Raw genomic sequence first — 19,551 nt, forward strand, 5'->3', positions numbered from 1 at the left:
TACTCCTCACCATTAGTTGCGGTAGCCGTAGACATTGATGCCGCCCGCGCTCGTCGCACTGGGAGCGACTGGGACGAACACGCGACCCGTTTTCGCGTCGGTGGCGACCGAGTGCGCGTTCGGTCCTGTAGGTACGTTGCTGATCCAAGAGAGCGTCCTGGCGTCAATCACGCCAAGCACCGGCGTCACGGCGCCTTTGCCTGCGATCCCGCTCGCGGTCATGTCGCGCGAAGCTGTGTAGAAGCGCTGCCGGGCGTCGTCATACGCAACCTGGTCCTCGCCGCCGACTTGCGCGATCATCTTCAAGATCGCGCCGCTCGCGGCGTTCATCACGAGCGTGAGCAGTTTCACTCCTTTTTTATCTGCGGAACAGCCCAGCAGCAATTTCTCGTCGCGTGCGAGTGCCATGCCCGCCAGCGCACATCCGGGAACCGCGTACGCAACGGAAATGACCGGATGGTTTTTGAGCACCGACGAGGCCGGAATGACGTCGACTTCGCCGCCGGGGTTCTTCGGCGTTCCGTCGTTGTTGACGAGAAAATTCTTGGTGTGCGGATCGTACACGCACTGCTCGAGTCCGTCTGCGACGAATTGCAAACGTGCGATGCGTTTGTTCGTCGCCGTCGAAATCCACGTTACGAACGGTTTCAGATCGTCGGGATTCGCGAACATCGCGACCCGATCGTCCGCGTCGTAACAGCCTTCGTCCGTACGCATCTTTGCGTTCGGAATCGGAATCGAAGCGACAATCTTGCCGGCCATGAAATCGACCAGCTTGATGCTGCCGATGTCTCCGGCATAAACGAGCGAGGTGCCCGGAATACCGGCGAGGCCGTTCGGTCCGGAGCTCGACGATGTCTTGGCTGCGCCGGTGAAGCCCTTGACGAGTTTGATCAGCTTTCCGGTCCGCGCATCGAAAACGTCAACGGCACTATTCGTGCGATCGGAGAGCATGTAGCGGCCGCTCGCTGCATCGACGTAACTGATATCGAATGAGAAGTCGCCGCCCGCAACAACGTTCGGAACCGGAATGGACTTGATGATTCCGAAGCGCGCTGCGAGCACGAGAGTCGGAATGGCCGCGAAGACGACGGCGATCCCGATTATGAGGGCACGTCTCATTTGCCCTCGGTGATGGCCGCGAGATAGGGCTCGTTTCCGACGCCCGTTACGGTGCCCACGACTTTGAATGTCTGAAGGTCGATGATCCAAACGACGCCGCCCGATTTTACGTAAGGCGGACCACCGGAGATTACCGCATAACGGCTGTCCGGCGTAATTGCGACGCCACGCGGACGCGGCTTCGGACCGCCGTTCGGTGGAGCTTCGACCGGGATGCGCGCGATCTCGGGATGCGGATCGCCACTGACCGCTTTCTTGAGATCGACGACCGAAATGTTACCAGCGAGATCGCACGCGGTGACAATGTATTTTCCGTTCGGCGTGAACGCAAGCCCGAATGGATGACTGCCGCCGTCTTCTTTATCGGTACCGACCAGAACGCGACGGATTTCCGCGTGCGGATCTTTGTTGATCGCTCGCTGGACGTCAATTATCGAGATGAACTGTCCGGGTACATCGGTTTGGTCGTTGTCGCGATCGGTGACGGCAACGTACTTGCCGTCCGGGCTCGTCGTGATCGCCCATGGACCGCTCGCGACCGGTATGCGAGATTCTTCAAAGTGTGGATCGCCGGCGATTGCTTTGTGCATGTTGATGACGCCGACGTCGAGCGTGCCCTCGTTCGCGGAGAAGATATAGCCGCCTCCGCGCGGGGAGTACGCCAGGCCGTTTGGATTTGGAAAGCAGCCGAAATTGATGTCCGGCGAGGAGTGTGGGATCAGCCCCGGGTTGATCTTGATCTCGTCGCATCCGTGGCCAGGCTGATGATGGGCGCCGCCTTTTCCCCACGCTTGCAGCAAGACGCGCTCGAGCTCGTGCGTTTTTAAATTGATGAGCCCGATTTCAAGCGCGCCGTCTTCGCTGTTCGGACCTTCGGAATTGGCAACGAACGCGTAATGATCGTCTTGCGTGACGACGACACCAGCAGGACCCCATCCACCCGTGCGATAGATCGCATCGATGGCGTTTGTCGTGTTGCTGTTAGCCGGGTTCAGCGTTTTGCTGACGTCCATAACGGTCAACGCGCCGGCGTAGCCGTGCGGCATACCGGCCTCGACATCGACGGGTCGCGCCCAACCTGCATGATCGACGACGTAGAAATGGTTGCCGTGCGGTCCGAGGATGACGTTGTTGGGCAGTGCTTGCGCCGGGATCATATGGATCCCGATAAATTTGCTGCTGGAAACCTCAGAGTCGAGATTCGGGACGTTCGGTGAAACGCGAGGGCGGCTGACGATGGCTTTATCAGTAAGGTTATTGGCGGGATCGATCGCCTTCGAGATGTCGATGACGAAGAGGTTAGGATCGCGCCGCCCGGTGACGACGGCGTAAGGTCCTGACGTTGCGGAGCCCGCCAAGCCGATCGTTGACGAGAACAACGTGGCGCCGAGCGTCAGGGCGAGCCAGAACTTGGTACCCCTCATGATTCCTCCGTGCTAGGTCGATAGAGAAATCGGGCTAAATCGCATAATGCATGCGAAATTCAGTTCGATTTGTCACACTATTGCATTCAAAATTCTTTTTGCGCAAGGAGTGAAAAGCGTACCTATATGCGATTCCCCTCCTGAGAGAATTTTCGAGCGCTCGTTCGGCGCTCGCAAAGAGGCTAGCGAGCGTCCGCTTGAGCCTCGATCAACATGCGCAAAAGGCTCTGGTCGAAGACGACGTGCGCGACCGGTAGGTCAAGCCCGGCCTTATGGGCGGCAGTCCGCGATCGCAAAGATATTTGCGGTACAGCATGGCTTTGAAGCCGGGTGCGAACTGTCGACCCAGCATTCGTTGACCGTGCACATCGAGAACGCGGCTTTGCGCAAACCCGCCGAGTAACGCTTGGCGTACTTTGGCAGCGTCGACGCCGGATGCTTCGGCGAGCGCCAGCGCTTCGGCGACGGCTTCGATCGTGATACCGACGACGATCTGATTGCACAGTTTGGCGACTTGACAGGCGCTGCACTCGCCGATGTGCACGATGTTCCGGCCCAGCTTTTCCAAAATCGGCAGCATCGCATCGAATGTCTTTTCCGGACCGCCGACCATGATCGAGAGCGTACCATCGATCGCGCCGCGTTGGCCGCCGCTGACCGGGGCGTCGAGTGTATCAACGCCGTCGTTCGCGAGCGTCTTTGCAATAGCGCGCGGAGTCGGCGCGGAACGCGCACCTGACGCGACGAGCTTCGGTGACGTCCCGCATGGCGTTCGTCGACAACGATAGCGAAATTGGCGCGCAGTAAGTTCGCTGCCATCGGCGCACCCATGATGCCCAGGCCGATGAAGCCGATCGCCGGGAGCGCGTCCCTCATCGCACCTCGACTGCCATACGTTCAAATCCGTATGCTTCGATCCAACTGAAGCTCTCGCGCGTCCTGTTCGATGGTTTGTATTCGAGACCGACCCAGTCCGGATACCCGAACGCATCGAGCGATCGTAGGATGCGATCGTACGCAAGCTCGCCGGTTCCTGGTTGGTTGCGTCCGGGTGAGTCGGCGATCTGCACGTGCCCGATCTTTTCAATGTGAGCTTGCAGCGTCGCGATCAGATTGCCTTCGGCACGCTGCGCGTGATAGCAATCGTATTGAAGCTTGAAGTTTGGCTGCTGCACTTCGGCAATGAGCTCGAGCGCCTCGCTGCTCGTCCCAATCGCGAAGCCGGGCGTCTCGATGCGGTTGAGCGGTTCGATCAGCAGCGTCAGGCCGGCAGGCTTGAACGCGTCCGCTGCATAGCGGAGATTGTCGACGAGTGTCGCGCGCGTCGTCGCCGCGTCGACGTCGGGAAGCGTCTTGCCGATCAGGCAGTTGATGCGCGGGCAACCGAGCTCGCCGGCAATGCGGATCGCATCCGCGACGCCGGCGCGAAACTCCGCAACGCGCCGTGGATCGACGGCGATGCCCCGTTCGCCATTCGCGAAATCGCCGGCAGGCAAATTGAAGAGCGCCTGTTTCATTTTGCGTTGCTGCAAGCGAGCACGCAGGGCGCCAACATCCTCGGCGTACGGAAACATGTACTCGACCGCATTGAAGCCGCACTCAGCGGCCGCGTCGATGCGCTCGACCATCGTGCCAAGCTCGCCGAAGAGAAACGACAAGTTGGCTGAAAACCTAAGCAATCGCCGGCTCCCCACGAGGCGCGAGATCGACGATTTCGTCGAACTCTTTGACCGCAGCAATCGATGCGCCCATCGCTGCGTTCTCTTCTTTCTCGATGAGAATCTCGACGAGGGTCGGGATGCGCTCGGCATTTGAGGTCGAGCGAGCCCAGGCAAGCGCGTCGCGGATGCGTGTGGGGTCGGTGACGCGCACACCGCGCGCGCCCATTGCTTCCATCACTTTGACGTGATCGATTCCGTAACCGTCGGATCCGTAGCCAATCCCGACTTCATAGTTGGCATCAAATCCGAAAGCGCCGCGTTCGGCCTGCCGAATCAGGCCGAGATACGCATTGTTCAGCATGACGAGCACGAACGGAATGCGATGTTGCACAGCGACCGCGATCTCTTCCATCAAGAACTGGAAAGAATAGTCGCCCACGATTCCGACAATCTCGCGCTCGGGTGCAGCGACTTTTGCACCGGTACACGCGCTGATCTCCCAACCGAGCGGGCCAGCCTGGCCGCAAACCAAGTAGCGTCGAGGTTTGCGAGTGATTTGAAATTGGCCCGACCAGATTTGATACAAGCCGATCGCGGTGACGAACGTCGTGTCGCCGTCGTAGAACGCATTGAGCTCGTTGAAGACGCGCGGCGCCTTGATCGGCACGTCTGCAAAATCCATGCGCCGGAGAATCGTACGGCGAGCCTCCGTGATGCGCCGTGTCCACGCCGCGCGCTGCACGCCTTGCGGATAGAGCCGGCGCGCTTCGGCCAGCATCGCTTCGAGCGTGAGCCGCGCGTCGCCGACAATCCCCAGCGTCGGCTCGAAGATGCGACCGATCTGCGTGGCTTCGACGTCGACATGGATGAAGCGCCGCTCTCCTCGATACGTCGGGAGATCGCCCGTATGCCGCGACGCAAAGCGCGCGCCGATCGCACACACGGTGTCCGATTCGAGGAATAATGCGTTGGCGAAACGTTGCTGGGTCTGGATCCCGACGATGCCCATATACAACGGATGCAACTCGTCGATCGCGCCTTTGCCCATCAGCGTCGGGCTGACCGGCATCTGGAAATGTTCGGCCAGCGCAACCAGAGGTTCAGATGCCTCCGCAATGATGACCCCGCCACCGGGCATCAGGACGGGACGTTCGGCCGTTGCCAGCATCTCGACTGCGCACCGCACCTTCGCACGGCTCGGCGGCATCGCGAACACCGGGAGCGGCTCGTCGATCGCCGCGTCGTAAGCAATCAACTGCTGTTGCACGTCCTGTGGCAAGTCGATATGCACCGGGCCGGGCCGTCCTTCGCGCGCGAGCCGGAAGGCCTCGCGGAAAACGGCCGGAACCTGCGCGGCTTCCTTACAAAGGAAGGCGCGCTTGACGACAGGCTTCACGATCTCGCAAATGTCGACGGCTTGGAAGCCCTCGCGGTGCAGTTGCCCGACCGGAACTTGCCCGGTGATCGTGATGATCGGGATCGAGTCCGCCATCGCCGTGTACAGCCCGGTGACGAAGTTGGTCCCGGCCGGTCCCGACGTTGCCAGGGCAACACCGACCTTGCCGGTGACCCGGGCATAGCCGTCGGCGGCGTGACTCGCACCCTCCTCGTGGCGGGTGACGATGTGCCGGATGCTCGACTTCCGCAACGCATCGTAGACCGGGAGAATCGAGGCCCCCGGGATCCCGAAAATGACCTCGACTCCCTCGCTCTCGAGGACACGAACCGCAGCTTCGGCGGCAGTCATCATGAATCGACCCTCGCTTTGCATTCTGAATTTTGAATGCAATCACGCTAGCGGATTCCCCGGCCGCCTGTCAATGGAGCATCGGGATTCGACAGGCCGCCGTATTGGTTTTGAACGCCAATCTCTCCAAGACCGTCGGACATTTGACGTTCAATCTCGGCCTCAACAACCTGTTCAACAACGACGCGTCGCAATGGGGGATTGATCGGCTTCGGAGTTGTGAGTAAGGTTTAACGTCATCTCCACAGGCGCGGAGGAGTTCGGTCTTCCATTTCGACAGACTTGGTCGACAACGACGTTCCACGTTTAGGGAGTTGAAATGCCGATAATCGTGCCCGTCACCGCAGCCGCGCCGGTTCGAGCCTACAGCGGGTTTGACTATGTCACTGTCGACGCGGTACGCCGTCGCATCTATGCTGCGCACGGCGGGAGCGGCCGCTTGCTCGTCGCCGATGCAGATACCGGCAAAGTAATCTGCCAAGTCCACGTCGGCCCGATGCACGGTTCCGCTCCGGATCTTGCAACTGGTGACGTCTATACGGGAAATGGGACGGACCGTACCGTCAGCAAAGTCGATCCCGTCGCGTGCAAGTCGGCGACGGACGTCGACGTTGCGGGACCGATCGACGCTATCACGTACGATCCGTTCTATCACCGTATCTACGCGGATGAAGACGGCGGCTCGCGCGTGTTTGTCATCGATGTACGTACCATGCAGCGTGTCGGAACGGTCACGCTGCCGGGCCACGATGAAGAGTATCTCGTCGTCGATCCGGTGACGCACGTCGTCTATCAAAATGTCCCCGACCTGAACGAGTTCGTCGAGATCGATCCCAAGGCGATGCGTGTCTTCAAGACGGTCAAGACGCCGATGTTGGAGTCCAATCATCCGCTTCAGTACGACGCGACCTATCACGAGATCGTCGTCGGCGGAACGAATGGCGTCCTTGCCGTTTACGCTCCGTCCGGACGTTTCATCGCGCAAACCACATATCCGTCGCACGTCGATCAGTGCGATTTGGATCAGCAGCGCCATTTACTTGCCTGCGCGGGACGCGGCACGATCGCCGTCTTGCGTTTGCGTCGCGGTGCTGCTCCGACGCCGGTCGCATCGCTCATCACCAAGCATCCGATTCACACGCTGGCGATCGATCCTAAGACGGGTTATATCTGGGCCGTCTGGGCTAGCGCAAACGGCTCAGGTGATTACATTCAGAGGTTCCGCATCACATCATGACAACTTGCGTCACGTCGGCAATCCCGGCGTTCAGGCGATGGCGCCGCTCTTCGCGCTGCGTTAGAAGAGTCTAGACTTTCGCTTCGGCGAGCTCGTGGAGCTCGGGGTCACCAATACCCTGCCTGAGGTACGAGCGCGAGAGTTTTACGTATTCAGGCGGTGCGTGCTCGCACCAGCCGACAGCCTCGCCTTCGAGCGGTTTTTTCACCTTTGCGGGTGCGCCGGCCGCGACGGTGAGAGGCGGAATATGCGAGTTCGCGCCGACGACGCTCCCCGCGCCGATCAGGGATTTGCGTCCAACGACCGCGCCGTTCAAGACGACGGCGTTGCTACCGACGAGCGCCCAATCTTCGATGTGACAATCTTCGAGTGTTACGCTGTGGCCGATCGTGACGTCGTTGCCGACGACGGTTTCGCAATCGTGGCTGACGTGCAGGACCGAGTTATCTTGAATCGAGCTGCGTGCACCGACGCGAATCGGCCCGTTGTCGCCGCGGAGGACGGCGCCGAACCAAACGCTCGATTCCTCACCTATCTCGACGTCACCGATCAATACGGCCGTCGGCGCGATAAATGCGCTTTCTGCCACCTTTGGCCGCTTCCCGCGGTACTCGATGAACATGACGCTGCTGCTCCTCCCCCGAACGTTAGGCCCCAACAGTTATCGTTTAGGCGCGAGGACCCTTTGAGTTCCCATCGACATCAAACAGCACTGCGCGGTGTGAAGGCAGTGCCGAATCCGAAGCCCGATGATGCGCGCTACTCGAGCGTGAACTACGAGTATGCCGGCAAGACCGGACATGTTCACGAAGTTGTAGAGATCGGCGGCGAACAGCTTGTGAAAGTCGGCTTCGACGATCGCAAGATCGTCTACTACTATCTCGACGATCTCGTGTTAGACGAAAGCGCGCAGCGCGGGACGTTCCACGACCAATAGCTACTGATCCCGCACGCTGCCGCCGCCTTGTGGCAGCTGTCGCGGCTGTACGCCGAAGATTCCGATGCCGGGCGCATATCCCATGAACACGCGTCCATTCGTATCGATGCCTTTTGCTTTGGCCTGATCCGGCGTGAGCAAAGCGATGTATTCGCACGCGAAGATTGCGCGGAAGCGCTCCGGACCTTCACCGCGACGACGCGGACCTGCGCTGCCTGACGGTTCGGGTCGCGGCGAGATCTCCGGCGCACCATTGATCGCAACGTTTTGACTCGAACCCCGCTGTGGGAAAGGCCTTGCGCCGTTCGGTGGACCGCCGGGTGGAAGTTGCGGACGTATCTCAAGCCAATAGGGAACCGCGCTGCCGGCTGCCGTCATGTGTGCGATGACGGTGTACTCGCCTGCCGGCGGAAGCGGGGCTTTGTTTTCGTATGCGGTAACGTACGCGCGCAATCCGTCGAGCAAGGGCTTCGCAATCTCTTGGGCTGCCGCATTGCAGAGTGGGTTATCGGTCGCGAGCGAAAACGGATCGCCACCCGCCGGAAGAACGTTACGGCGGAAGGCACCCGGACCACCGGGCCGCCGGCCGAATCCGCCCCCAACATTAGGTGCGCCGCTTTCGCCTCCGCCGCCGGCACGCGCCGCCATGCGTGCGGCATTTGCAAGTGTCGACGGAGATTTTTGCGCGCCTTTTCCGACGGCCACGGTATAGTTCAGGCTGATCGTCCGCGGCAAGAGCGGATTCGCAGCAAAGAACACGACGCCGCCGCCGCTGACCGGAACCGGATTGGCGTATAAAAGCGTCGAGAACTCCCCGGAGACTGCGTTGAACGCATTCGTTTCGAACAGCGTCAAGCGTCCGGGTCCGAATGCGTGCGAGATTCCCCAATTGACGGTCGTGTAGGGATCGAGATAGCGATTGTTATTCGAGCCTGTGTACTGCGCGTTTGCGAGCAGCTCGAAACCGTTATGCGGAAGCTCTGCATCGAACGTCACGCCTTCGCGATGAATGGGTCGCCCAGGAAGCTGCGCACCGACGATCGAGGTTGATTGAGCAGTCGTCAGGCGCGAATCGGCAGCCAGGAGTATCGCGCTGTTGAGTGCGTACGTTGGAAGCACGACGACGTTCGGTCCGAGCGCGATTCGTCCGCTTACATCGAAGCCTTGATATGCCCGCGCCGTTCCCGCTATAGGCTCGTTAACGTAAACGCCGCTCGGGTTGAACGGAAGGGCTCCGCAGATCGTCCCTTGCGACCATGTTTGTCCGATCGAACCGACGTATCCGGCGGGGAAATAATCGGGCGGCTCACCATCGGCGTTGACGAGCGCGTTGATCGTCTGGCCGATTTGCGTTTGACGAAATGCATTGAAGGTGATCTGTCCGGTTCGCCAGAGATGCGTCCAATCAAGGTTGTAGCTCGTCGATGATTGCTTTTGGTCACCTTGGTCGCCCGGGCCGCTGACGATCGAAGTTCCGGCGTCGCAATTGAAGCGCGCTAGCGCCGGATCGCTGAACGTGCGCGGCGTCGTCGGCGGCGGCTGAGCGCTTCCGAGATTGAGCGCAAGCTGAACGGTATCGTGCCCGGTCGGCCGCCATGTCGCGCCGCCTCCGCCCAGGACCGAATAGCCGACACCCGACGTATCCGCGAGCGAACCGTTAAAATTGAGATTGAGCTTGTCCGTCGATTTGATCGAATCGGCGAAGTTCAGCTGGTGAGCGTTGACGCCGATTCCGGACTGAACTACGAACGGCGTGAACGTCAGCGGCGTAAACTGGTTCATCGAGCTTTCGATGTTGCCGGTCAGCGTAAAGGTATGTTTGTTGTGCGCGACCGATGCCGTGAACGCGTAGCCGTTCGTCCGGCTTTGGCTGAGCGTTTCGAGCGGGTTGGGAACATCGTCGATGAACTCGTTGAGATCGTCGACGAGATTGTGACTCGTGATCGAGAACGCGGTCGCCGTGAACGCGACGTTTCCGATCAGCGAGGCCGCGGTAAGATAGTCGAACTGAAATTTGTTGTATCGGTTGTTGTCGGGTCCGATGCCGCATGGGAGTACCGTGGCCCACTGCGTGCAGACCTGCGAGATCGAACCGTTCGAGGACAGAAACGAACCCGTCAACGTAACGGCATCTCCGAAACGATAGCGCAGCTTGACGAGATCGCCGAGATTGTCGCTGAAGCCGCCGTGCGGATATGTTATGCCGCTCGAGTCTTCGTAATCTTGAAACGTGAGCGGATTGTTGCCCCCTCGGTCGGTGTGCATGACCGCTATTCCAAGCGGACCGATGCTCCCCGTGGCCTGAACCGCGTAATTCCAACGGTCGTACGTTCCGTACGTAGTCGAGAGCTTTTCGTTCCAGCTCTGCGTCGGTTCGATCGTGCGGAAGTTCACGCCGCCGCCGAGGCCGGATGCGGTTGGACTGAAGCTAACGCTGGCGCCGGAGAAAAGATCGCTGTTGACGCCACGCATGTTGGTGGCCGTTCCGGGCATTCCGAGCGGTATGCCGTCAAGTGAAATCGCAGTCTGCGATTCGTCGTGTCCGTTCAGTGAGACGGTCACCGCGGAATCAGGATCGTTCGAATCTTGGTTGACGGAAACGCCGGCCATCTTGTCGAGTGCATCCATCATCGAATCCGAGATACGCCGGATCGGGCTTTCATCGGAGATATCGTTGGTGTTGATCCGCACGTTCGAATGCACGACTACCGTGCCGATGACGCGCAAATTGCTTTGGTTCGCCTGACCTCCCGGTTGCGAGGGGATCATCGCGAACTTCACCGTCACATCTTTACCGTCCAGAACCTCGAACTCGTTGCTTCGCGCAGCGTCATAACCGCGACGCGAGACGCGGACGCGATAGATTCCCGTCGGCACGTCCGTATACTTCACCGTTCCCGATTTCTGCGTGAGCGCGCTGACCAGCATGGCGCCGGTCAGGAAAACACGCGCGTCATCCAGCGGCTTACCCGAGCTGGTGTCAACGACGGTGATCGTGATTTCTCCGGTGTCGCTTTGCGCGCGCGCGAGTGTGGGAGCCAGCGCGAAGAGGAGCGCGAGACCGAAGGCCATGGTACGGCGAAACATCTCGATGTCAATTCGTACCCATTGCCTCGACAACTCTCAGCGGATTCTCAGTTATGAGCGCTGAACCGGGTCTTAACCTTATCTAAAGGAGAAGGCATGGATCTGGCGTTCAGCACGGCTGAGATCGATTTCCGAACGACGATCCGCAGCTTTATCGCCGAGCGCCTCCCCGCAGATATCCGCGAAAAAGTTCGCGACGGAGAGTCGCTGGCGAAAGACGATTACGTACGCTGGCAACGCATCTTGCAGGAACGCGGATGGGCCGGACCATCGTGGCCGCGAGAGTACGCCGGCCCGGGTTGGTCTCCGGTACAACGTCATATTTTTGAAGAGGAGCTTGCGTACGGCTGGGCGCCGCGTACGATACCGTTCGGCTTGAATATGCTCGCTCCGATCCTGATGGAGTTCGGGAACGATGCGCAGCGTGCGCGCTTCCTGCCGCGGATACTGAGCGCTGAGGACTGGTGGTGTCAAGGCTATTCTGAACCCGGCTCGGGCTCGGATCTCGCTTCGTTGCAAACGCGCGCGGAGCGCCGCGGTAACGGCTACCTCGTCAACGGAACGAAGACGTGGATTACCGGAGCGCAATATGCGAATTGGATTTTTGCGCTCGTCCGCACCGATCCGAACGTTCCCAAGCACAAGGGCATCTCGTTCTTGCTCATCGACATGACGTCGAAGGGCGTCAGCGTTCGTCCAATCGAGACGCTTGACGGTGGTCACGAAATCAACGAAGTGCATTTCGAGAGCGTCGAGGTGCCGCTCGAAAACCTCGTCGGCGAGGAAAATGCAGGTTGGCGCTACGCGGTCTTCCTTTTGGAGCATGAGCGTACTGGGACGGCCGGCGTCGCTCGCTGTCGCGTGCAGCTGGCCCAACTCCGCGAGATCATCGAGCGCGAAGGCCGCAACAGCCGTCGTCTTCGCGAGCGTATCGCGCTCGTCGAGATCGAGCTCGCCGCCCTCGCTTATACGGAGCTGCGAACGCTGGCTGCCGCGTCAGCCGGAAAACGGCCCGGAGCTGAGTCCTCGATTCTCAAGATCAAAGGAACCGAGATTCAACAAGCCCTCGCCGAGCTCGCGTTGGACGCGGTCGGCCCTTACGCACAAACAGCGCAAGCCGCAGCGTATTTCAATTATCGTAAAGCCTCGATCTACGCGGGTTCCAACGAAATTCAAAAGAACATCATCGCAAAGCGCATCTTAGGGCTGTAACTTGGATTTCAAACTGTCGGGCGAACAAACGCTCATCAAGGACAGCGTCGAGCGATTCGTCGCGCAGCAGCCCGCGCCGGCCGAGCCGTGGCGCGAATTCGCGAAGCTTGGATGGCTTGGTATCGGTGCGCCGGAAGATTTGGGCGGGTTCGGCGGTGCGCTCGAAACGATGCTCGTCATGGAAGCATTCGGACGCGGATTGTATCTCGAACCGTATGCGGCGTGCGCAGTGTTCCCCGCCGCCATCTTACGCGCTGCAGGCCGCAGCGATCAGCTTGAAGGCTTGATCGAGGGCGAGCGACGCTTCGCGGTCGCGTACGAAGAGCCGGGCGCCCATTACAATCCTGGGGCAGTTTCGGCACGCTCGGAACGCTCGAACGGCGGCTATGTTCTGACCGGCAAGAAGGTGCGCGTTCCGGTTCCGCGCGGCGACGCAACGTTCTTGGTGTCCGCGAAGACGGACGGCGACGTCACGCTTTTTGCCGTCGCGCCGGGCTCGAGTGGTCTGCAGCGCCACGATGAGATCGCTGAGGATGGCACCACTGTCGCGCGCCTTGAGCTTGATGCAGTCATCGTCGAAGAATCGGCACGCATCGGAGACGCGCCGGGCGTCGGGCTATTGCAGCGCGGCCTCGAGTACGCGAATGCGGCGCTTTGCGGCGAGGCCGTCGGGTTGATGGGAACGATGTTCGACTTGACCCTCGGATATCTCAAGGAGCGCAATCAGTTCGGCGTCCCGATCGGATCGTTCCAGGCCTTGCAGCATCGAATGGCCGAGATGTTCACCGAGCTCGAGCTGGCGCGTTCGATGGCATATGTTGCGGCGATGACCGCCGACGACGAAAGTGACGCTGAGGCGCGAGCGCGTGCGATCGCCGGCGCGAAGATCCAAGTGTCGCGTTCGGGACGCTTCGTCGGACAGAACGCCGTGCAGCTTCATGGTGCGATCGCGATGACGCAAGAGTACAAGCTCGGCGCGTATTTCAAGCGAATGACGTCGCTCGAGCGCTTGTTCGGCGACGTGGACTATCATCTGGATCGTTACCTAAGCTAGCCTTCGACCCACCGCACCAGCTCATCGAGCGCGGCCATAACGCGCGGATGTGCCGGGCGCATCTGCGGATAGTTCGGATCTTCCGACCAGGAATCGACGTGCTGCGCGTTCGGGATCAGCTCGCTTCGATACAGCGCCGCGCACCCGGAGCGCTCAACCATCTCACCATATGGATAGAAGTGCATTTTCGGCGGGAGAAGATGATCGTGCTCAGACGCGATGTCGATCATCTTTGCGCGAATCGCTCCCGTGTGAGCGTACGCGCCGATTCGTTCGAGAATCTTCGGTGAACGGTCGATCCGCCAATCTCCGATTTTCCCATTCCAGCCTTCGGCGGGTTCGGGAACGTCCACATCGCCGTACACAGTCGACGTTTGCGGATCGAACGACATCGCGAGCAGCCAGGCAGTGACGACCCAATAGGTCGCAAGATTTTTCGCGTACAGCGAGCCGCCCGAGATGCCGGGGACGTCGGGTGGAAAGCCGAGTGCTTCGAGTTGCCCGGCGTCTCGCGATTTCATGGCCCCGACGGCCTGAGGAAGTTGACGCAAGAGATTGTGCCGCTCCGTCCACAACACACCATTCCAGCAGAGACCACCGTTATATCGATCGCTCCGCTCGAGCGCGAAGCGAACCTGGTTGCCGCCGTTCGAGAGCCCGACGGCGTAGACGGCTTCCGGTTCACGGTGATGAACGTGCGCGATCGCTTCGCGCGCGTGGTCGGTGATGGCAAAGAACTCGTCCATCCAGCGCGCGAGCGTATTCCCGGGCGCGTGTTGCCAAAATGCGATTGCGAGATCGCCCGGGATGAAGAAACGCGGCATCACAACGCCGCCGATCTCGAGCCGTGACGTTCCCGAAAGGATAACATGACTTTCGCCTTGCGACTTGTTCCCGCAGACGTAGGCGTAGCCGCGCGCCAAGAGCGGATCCGAAAAGATCAGATCGTTTGCAAACTCGCTACGCTGCGAGGGGGTCCCCGCGACGACAAGACGGCCGTTCCATTTTCGCGGAATGCGAGCGACGTAACGTTCGCCGGGCCATAGCGAACCGCTAAGACGCCAGCCTGGAATCGGATCGGGCGGCGGGACGAGCGCCGGCGAAATGGCGCGCGCGTCCGATGCAGCATATGCGGGTGTGCCGAAGGCGATCTCGGGGCCGAACACACCATACGCTCCCGGTGGAAGCGGTTGTGAGAGGGGATAGGCTGCGTTTGCGCTCGCGCGCAGGTCGTCGACCGCTTCTAGCATGGATTCGTTCCCTTCGAGCGTAACACAGGCCACCGCAAAACGCGGAGGGGAGAGGCATGAACGCACGTAGAGGTTGGTTCGTCTCGTCCATTGTCGCGGTTGTAGCCCTTTGTTTGGCTACGATCGTGCCGGCGACCGGACAAAGTGTCCCGGGCGTAACGAGTACGCAGATTCTCTTGGGCGGCGTCCATCCGTATAGCGGACCGGCGTCGGCATACAGCTCGATCGGAAAAGGCGCAAAAGCGTATTTCGATTACATCAACGACACCAAAGGGGGCGTCTACGGACGGAAGGTCATCTACAAGGATCTCGATGACGCCTATAATCCGCCGCAATCATTGACGCTTACCAAGCAGCTCGTCGAACAAGATCACGTCTTCGCAATGTTCAATCCGCTCGGAACTCCGGTCAACACGGTCTTGCGGCCGTATCTGAACGACAACAAAGTTCCGCAGCTTTTCGTCGCGACCGGCGCAACGACGTGGGCACTCGACTCGGCAAAATTCCCATGGACGATCGGCTGGCAGCCCGATTATCAAGCCGAATCGATCGTTTACGCGAAGTATTTGCTGCAGCACGATCCGACCGCAAAGATCGGCGTCATCTATCAGAACGACGACTACGGTCAGGATTATCTCAACGGCTTGAACAAGGGGCTCGGCTCGAAGACGAATCTGATCGTAAAGACGGTTAGCTACGAGACGACAGATCCCGACGTCAAGTCGCAGATCGCATCGTTGAAAGCGAGCGGTGCAGACACCGTCTTCATCTTTGCAACACCGAAGTTCAGCACGCAGTCTCTCGCGTCGATCGCGCAGCTCTCGTGGAAGCCGACCGTTTATCTCAACGTCGTTTCGAATTCGCAGTCGGTCATGCGTGCAGCAACGACGGGAGGCGGTCCGGCAGCTACCAATGGCGTCATCTCTATTCAGTATCTCAAAGATCCAAGCGACGCGGCGATGCAGAACGATCCCGGCATCAAGCTCGAGCACGAGATTCTCGCTAAATATGCTCCGGGCTCTGATCCGGCAGACTCATTCTATCTGTACGGAATGGGCGCGGCGTTTACCATGATGGATGCGCTGACGAAAGCCGGTAAGAACCTGACGCGCGAGAACATTATGCAGGCCTCGCTCCATTTGCACGAGACGAACAATCCGTTCGTGCTGCCGGGGATGGTCATCGAAACAAGTCCGGAAGATCACTTCCCGATCCGTCAGATGCAACTCTCGAAGTACACCGACGGAAAGTGGGTAAATTTCGGAACGTTGATGTCCGCGCGTAAGTAAAAGGAAGAACGCGTCATGTTCGGGCTGATGATGGACGCGCCGCTGATGATCAGCTCGCTCCTCTCGTACGGCGCGCAATGGCATAGTGACGTTGAAATCGTCACGCGGACGGTAGAAGGGCCGATTCACCGGTATGGATACGGTGAAGCGGCCCGCCGTGCCGCAAGACTTGCGCACGCGCTGCGTGCGCTCGGCGTCGAACCGGGCGACCGCGTTGCGACGCTCGCCTGGAATACGTACCGGCACTTTGAGCTCTACTACGGCGTATCGGGGATTGGTGCCGTACTGCACACTGCGAATCCACGCTTGCATCCGGCGCAGGTTGCGTACGTCGTGGAACACGCGCAGGATCGCTATATTTTCTCCGATTTGACCTTCGTGCCTATTCTCGAGGCGATAGCGCCGGCGCTCAAATCGGTGCGCGGTTACGTCATTCTCACGGGCGAGGCGACGATGCCCAAAACCTCGCTTCCGAATGTATATTGCTACGAATCGCTTTTGGCCGCACAACCCGATCGCATCGACTGGCCGGTTTTCGACGAGCGCACCGCGTCGTCGCTATGCTACACCTCGGGAACGACCGGTGAGCCGAAAGGCGTACTATACAGTCACCGCTCGACGGTCTTACATGCGCTCTCCGCGGCAGGCGTGGATCAAAATCGGCGCATCGATGGCCGAAACTGCGCGCTGCCGCTCGTCCCAATGTTTCACGTTAATGGTTGGGGCATTCCGTATTCGGCGCCGATCATGGGGACGAAGCTCGTTCTTCCCGGTTCAGGTTACGAAGGCAAGCAAATATACGAGCTGATGGAAGCGGAAGGCGTCAAAACCGCGGGCGGCGTTCCGGCGATCTGGCATCGTTTGCTGACGTATGTGGAAGAGAACGGCTTGCAACTGACGACGCTGCAAGCGATGCGCGTCGGCGGTTCTGCGGCACCGCCCACGATGATCGAAGCGTTCGAGAAACGCGGCATCGAGGTCGCGCAGGGTTGGGGGATGACCGAAGCAAGTCCGGTTTGCACGACCGGATGCTTGCCGGGCGAGATTCGCGAGTCACCCGAGGTCCGCAAATACCAGTCGATGGCCGGCCATTGTCTCTACGGCGTCGATATGAAGATCATCGACCCCGCCGGTGCGACACTGCCGAACGATGGCCTCGCGCAAGGCGAGCTCTGCATTCGTGGCCCGTGGATCGCGAGCGCCTACTACGAGAATCCAGCGGCGACGGAACAAGCGTTTACGAAAGACGGCTGGTTTCGTACCGGCGACATCGTGACGATCAGCCCCACGGGTTATCTCACGATCACGGATCGCGCGAAGGATCTGATCAAATCGGGTGGCGAGTGGATTAGCTCGATCGATCTGGAAAATGCTGCGCTTGCTCATCCCGAAATCGACGAGGTTGCGGCAATTGCGATGCCGAGCACCCAGTGGGGCGAGCGTCCGATGCTGATCGTACGGCGCCGCGCGGGAAGCAGCGTCGATCGCGATGCGATCATCGCCTTTCTCAAGCCGAAAGTTGCGAGTTGGTGGCTTCCGGACGAGATCGTATTCATCGACGAGATGCCGTACACGGCGACCGGAAAAGTCTCGAAGAAAACGCTTAGGGAAAAGTACGCTACCGCGTCTGTATAGGCGCAGGCAGTGGCGATTGCTTGATCGGCAATTTGCCTCCGGCCAGCAGCTTTTCACAATGCGCGGTCACGCCCTCGATCGTGGTCCACCAGACGCCGTCAAAGCCTTTGATGTGCGCGATGAGGCGGTCGATCGTCTTCATCGTGACGTGACGGCCCGAGATGAACGGGTGGAGCGTGAGTACGTAACACGCGCCGTCCTCGTACATACCGTTGAATTCATCCGACCAGAAACGGAAGACGGTCTCGGGATCAGCGAGCGCCTTGTCGCGATTGGTGCGCGTGTGGCCCCAGTACTCCGCGTCGTCCAGGGCCCATTGAATTGGAATCTCGATCAGCGCCCCAGCCGGCGTTTCAAGCGCGTAGGGCGATTCATCGTCCATCAAGCTCGAATCCGAACGGCAGCCGCCTCGGATGAGAATCTCGGGCGTGCGCCGATTGAGCTCCCAACCGGGCGCACGATACAACGTCGGCGTGTAGCCGCACCGCTCCCTGAGGATTGCTTTCGAGAGCGACAAGATTTCGTTTTCACGCGCCTCGTCGAGCAACTCGAGCGCTTCGTGAATGTGGCCGTGCAAGCCGACCGGATAATCCGCGCGCACGAACGCATCGACGACTTCCGGATGAATCATAGCAATGTACGACGGCACGTAAAACGTTCCGGGAACGCCGTGGCGCTCGAGCATGCGCAGAATGCGCCACACACCGACCTGCGGACCAAACATGCGCTGATGGAGCTCCCCGAGCTGCTCGCGTGACCGGTCGGGAAACCGAAAGTAGAGTGCCGATTCGCCGTCGACGTCCCACGTGAGACAGACGGCGATGCGTTTTCCGTCAGGCCACGGAAACGCCATTACGCCAGCTTACCGACGGCTTTCTCGAGCAGTCCCCAGGCTTCGTCGCCATAGAGCTTCTTTTGTTGATCGTAGAAGCCCGCATCGCGCAGCTTAGCCTTGAACGTGTCGCGGTTGACGTTGTTGAACGTCAGCCCTTCTTGCGTAAGTTTCGGCTGGAGCGTCGCGTTCAGATTTTCGACATCGCCGCGCTGCAGAAGTGCAGTCTCGTTCATGTTGCGTTCGAGCACGTCGAAGACGTCCTTCGGGAGTGAATCCTTTGCCGCCGAGTTCATCGCCATCCAGTAACCGGCCCACATATGATTCGAAAGCGAACAGAATTTCTGGACTTCGTACAGCTTGTACGTCTCGATGATTGCGAGCGAATTTTCTTGACCGTCCATCACACGCGTTTGCAACGCGGTGTACATCTCTTTGGAGTCGATCGGCGACGGCGAAGCGCCGATGGCTTTGAACATCGCGATCGCGACGGGGCTGGCCGGAACGCGGATCTTGAATCCGAGCATATCGCTGGCTTGCGCGATCGGTTTCGTGCTCGTCGTGATCTCGCGGACCCCGTTGTCCCAGATCTTGGCAAACGTGTACAGTCCGACTTTCCCGGTTTGATTGCGGATGAATGTGCCGAGCGCACCGTCCATTGCTGCGAACCCCTGCTTGGCATCGTTGAACGCGAAGCCGACATTGCTGATCGCCGCAACGCTAACGACATTGGCCAGCACGTTATCGGGCGCGCACCACAGCTGCAGCGCGCCCGAGCGGGCCTGGGTTAGCATCTGACTGTCGCCGCCGAGAATACTATTCGGGAACACGCCCAAATCGAGGCGGCCGTTCGTCTGCGAGCGGACCTTGTCTGCCATTGCTTTGAGCCGAACGTTGGTCGGATGTGTTTCGGGATTGTCCGTCCCAATCTTCATGGAGAACTCGGCGGCTTCGCCGGGAAAGCGGACGAAGTTGACCGCAAGCGCGGTCGCGGCCGAGGCTGTCAGAAAGCGGCGTCGGTTTTGCATGGGGCGCAGCCCTTCCGCGCTTTTGAAGAAGCAGCC

16 protein-coding genes are annotated in these 19,551 nt (G+C 59.8%); 6 read left to right on the plus strand and 10 right to left on the minus strand.

All coding sequences use genetic code 11. The annotated features are described in order from the left end of the window. Positions 1-12: 12 nt before the first annotated feature. The 5 genes from VGG22_00565 to gcl form a co-directional block, all read right to left on the minus strand. The gene (locus VGG22_00565; GenBank protein HEY1726854.1) at positions 13-1,122 is read right to left on the minus strand and encodes a hypothetical protein; all 1,110 of its coding nucleotides are present in this window, start codon (positions 1,120-1,122) and stop codon (positions 13-15) included. Next, a complete protein-coding gene (locus VGG22_00570; protein ID HEY1726855.1) occupies positions 1,119-2,546 on the minus strand; it encodes a YncE family protein in 1,428 nt (475 codons plus the stop codon). Before VGG22_00570 ends, VGG22_00565 begins: the two co-directional genes overlap by 4 nt. Before the next feature lie 208 nt (positions 2,547-2,754). Further along, positions 2,755-3,447 (minus strand): NAD-binding protein, encoded by a 693-nt coding sequence (locus VGG22_00575; GenBank protein HEY1726856.1) that lies wholly within the window; start codon positions 3,445-3,447, stop codon positions 2,755-2,757. Then, positions 3,419-4,204 carry a TIM barrel protein gene (locus VGG22_00580; GenBank protein ID HEY1726857.1) on the minus strand — a complete coding sequence of 262 codons (786 nt, stop codon included), beginning with the start codon at positions 4,202-4,204 and terminating at the stop codon, positions 3,419-3,421. Before VGG22_00580 ends, VGG22_00575 begins: the two co-directional genes overlap by 29 nt. Positions 4,205-4,217: 13 nt before the next feature. Beyond that, positions 4,218-5,957, minus strand: a complete 1,740-nt coding sequence (gene gcl / locus VGG22_00585; GenBank protein ID HEY1726858.1) for a glyoxylate carboligase — start codon at positions 5,955-5,957, stop codon at positions 4,218-4,220. 316 nt (positions 5,958-6,273) lie between these two features. Between gcl and VGG22_00590 the strand changes: the two genes are divergently transcribed. Beyond that, on the plus strand, positions 6,274-7,191 hold the full coding sequence (locus VGG22_00590; protein HEY1726859.1) for a hypothetical protein: 918 nt from the start codon (positions 6,274-6,276) through the stop codon (positions 7,189-7,191). A gap of 70 nt (positions 7,192-7,261) precedes the next feature. On the opposite strand, the gene VGG22_00595 is transcribed toward VGG22_00590, so the two are convergent. Beyond that, positions 7,262-7,780, minus strand: coding sequence for a gamma carbonic anhydrase family protein (locus VGG22_00595; protein ID HEY1726860.1), 519 nt, complete (start codon positions 7,778-7,780; stop codon positions 7,262-7,264). A 96-nt stretch (positions 7,781-7,876) separates the two neighbouring features. Between VGG22_00595 and VGG22_00600 the strand changes: the two genes are divergently transcribed. Further along, entirely contained in the window at positions 7,877-8,128 is a 252-nt protein-coding gene (locus VGG22_00600; protein ID HEY1726861.1) for a hypothetical protein, read from the plus strand. Here VGG22_00600 and VGG22_00605 read toward each other — a convergent pair whose 3' ends face one another. Then, positions 8,129-11,215 (minus strand): TonB-dependent receptor, encoded by a 3,087-nt coding sequence (locus VGG22_00605; protein HEY1726862.1) that lies wholly within the window; start codon positions 11,213-11,215, stop codon positions 8,129-8,131. A 96-nt stretch (positions 11,216-11,311) separates the two neighbouring features. On the opposite strand from VGG22_00605, the gene VGG22_00610 reads away from it, so the two are divergent. Both VGG22_00610 and VGG22_00615 read left to right on the plus strand, forming a co-directional pair. Further along, the gene (locus VGG22_00610) at positions 11,312-12,427 is read left to right on the plus strand and encodes an acyl-CoA dehydrogenase family protein (GenBank protein HEY1726863.1); all 1,116 of its coding nucleotides are present in this window, start codon (positions 11,312-11,314) and stop codon (positions 12,425-12,427) included. Between the two features lies 1 nt (position 12,428). Further along, entirely contained in the window at positions 12,429-13,481 is a 1,053-nt protein-coding gene (locus tag VGG22_00615) for an acyl-CoA dehydrogenase (protein HEY1726864.1), read from the plus strand. Here the strand turns inward: VGG22_00615 and VGG22_00620 are convergent. After that, positions 13,478-14,731 (minus strand): hypothetical protein, encoded by a 1,254-nt coding sequence (locus tag VGG22_00620; protein ID HEY1726865.1) that lies wholly within the window; start codon positions 14,729-14,731, stop codon positions 13,478-13,480. The genes VGG22_00615 and VGG22_00620 overlap by 4 nt on opposite strands. A 56-nt stretch (positions 14,732-14,787) precedes the next feature. On the opposite strand from VGG22_00620, the gene VGG22_00625 reads away from it, so the two are divergent. Then, positions 14,788-16,020 carry an ABC transporter substrate-binding protein gene (locus tag VGG22_00625; protein ID HEY1726866.1) on the plus strand — a complete coding sequence of 411 codons (1,233 nt, stop codon included), beginning with the start codon at positions 14,788-14,790 and terminating at the stop codon, positions 16,018-16,020. Between the two features lie 15 nt (positions 16,021-16,035). Continuing rightward, positions 16,036-17,655, plus strand: coding sequence for a long-chain fatty acid--CoA ligase (locus tag VGG22_00630; protein HEY1726867.1), 1,620 nt, complete (start codon positions 16,036-16,038; stop codon positions 17,653-17,655). Here VGG22_00630 and VGG22_00635 read toward each other — a convergent pair. Beyond that, complete coding sequence (locus tag VGG22_00635; protein HEY1726868.1) at positions 17,639-18,508, minus strand: polysaccharide deacetylase family protein; 870 nt, start codon at positions 18,506-18,508, stop codon at positions 17,639-17,641. The two genes, VGG22_00630 and VGG22_00635, sit on opposite strands and share 17 nt — an antisense overlap. Beyond that, a complete protein-coding gene (locus tag VGG22_00640) occupies positions 18,508-19,515 on the minus strand; it encodes a TRAP transporter substrate-binding protein (GenBank protein HEY1726869.1) in 1,008 nt (335 codons plus the stop codon). Before VGG22_00640 ends, VGG22_00635 begins: the two co-directional genes overlap by 1 nt. Between the last annotated feature and the right edge of the window lie 36 nt (positions 19,516-19,551).

The organism is Candidatus Baltobacteraceae bacterium, assembly GCA_036489885.1.
Lineage (GTDB): Bacteria > Vulcanimicrobiota > Vulcanimicrobiia > Vulcanimicrobiales > Vulcanimicrobiaceae > JAFAMS01.

Excerpts from the sequence above, each read along its gene's own strand:
- VGG22_00565 (HEY1726854.1), bottom strand. The coding sequence starts at position 1,122 with ATGAGACGTGCCCTCATAATCGGGATCGCCGTCGTCTTCGCGGCCATT.
- VGG22_00570 (HEY1726855.1), bottom strand. The coding sequence starts at position 2,546 with ATGAGGGGTACCAAGTTCTGGCTCGCCCTGACGCTCGGCGCCACGTTG.
- gcl (HEY1726858.1), bottom strand. The coding sequence starts at position 5,957 with ATGATGACTGCCGCCGAAGCTGCGGTTCGTGTCCTCGAGAGCGAGGGA.
- VGG22_00590 (HEY1726859.1), top strand. The coding sequence starts at position 6,274 with ATGCCGATAATCGTGCCCGTCACCGCAGCCGCGCCGGTTCGAGCCTAC.
- VGG22_00605 (HEY1726862.1), bottom strand. The coding sequence starts at position 11,215 with ATGTTTCGCCGTACCATGGCCTTCGGTCTCGCGCTCCTCTTCGCGCTG.
- VGG22_00610 (HEY1726863.1), top strand. The coding sequence starts at position 11,312 with ATGGATCTGGCGTTCAGCACGGCTGAGATCGATTTCCGAACGACGATC.
- VGG22_00620 (HEY1726865.1), bottom strand. The coding sequence starts at position 14,731 with ATGCTAGAAGCGGTCGACGACCTGCGCGCGAGCGCAAACGCAGCCTAT.
- VGG22_00625 (HEY1726866.1), top strand. The coding sequence starts at position 14,788 with ATGAACGCACGTAGAGGTTGGTTCGTCTCGTCCATTGTCGCGGTTGTA.
- VGG22_00630 (HEY1726867.1), top strand. The coding sequence starts at position 16,036 with ATGTTCGGGCTGATGATGGACGCGCCGCTGATGATCAGCTCGCTCCTC.
- VGG22_00635 (HEY1726868.1), bottom strand. The coding sequence starts at position 18,508 with ATGGCGTTTCCGTGGCCTGACGGAAAACGCATCGCCGTCTGTCTCACG.
- VGG22_00640 (HEY1726869.1), bottom strand. The coding sequence starts at position 19,515 with ATGCAAAACCGACGCCGCTTTCTGACAGCCTCGGCCGCGACCGCGCTT.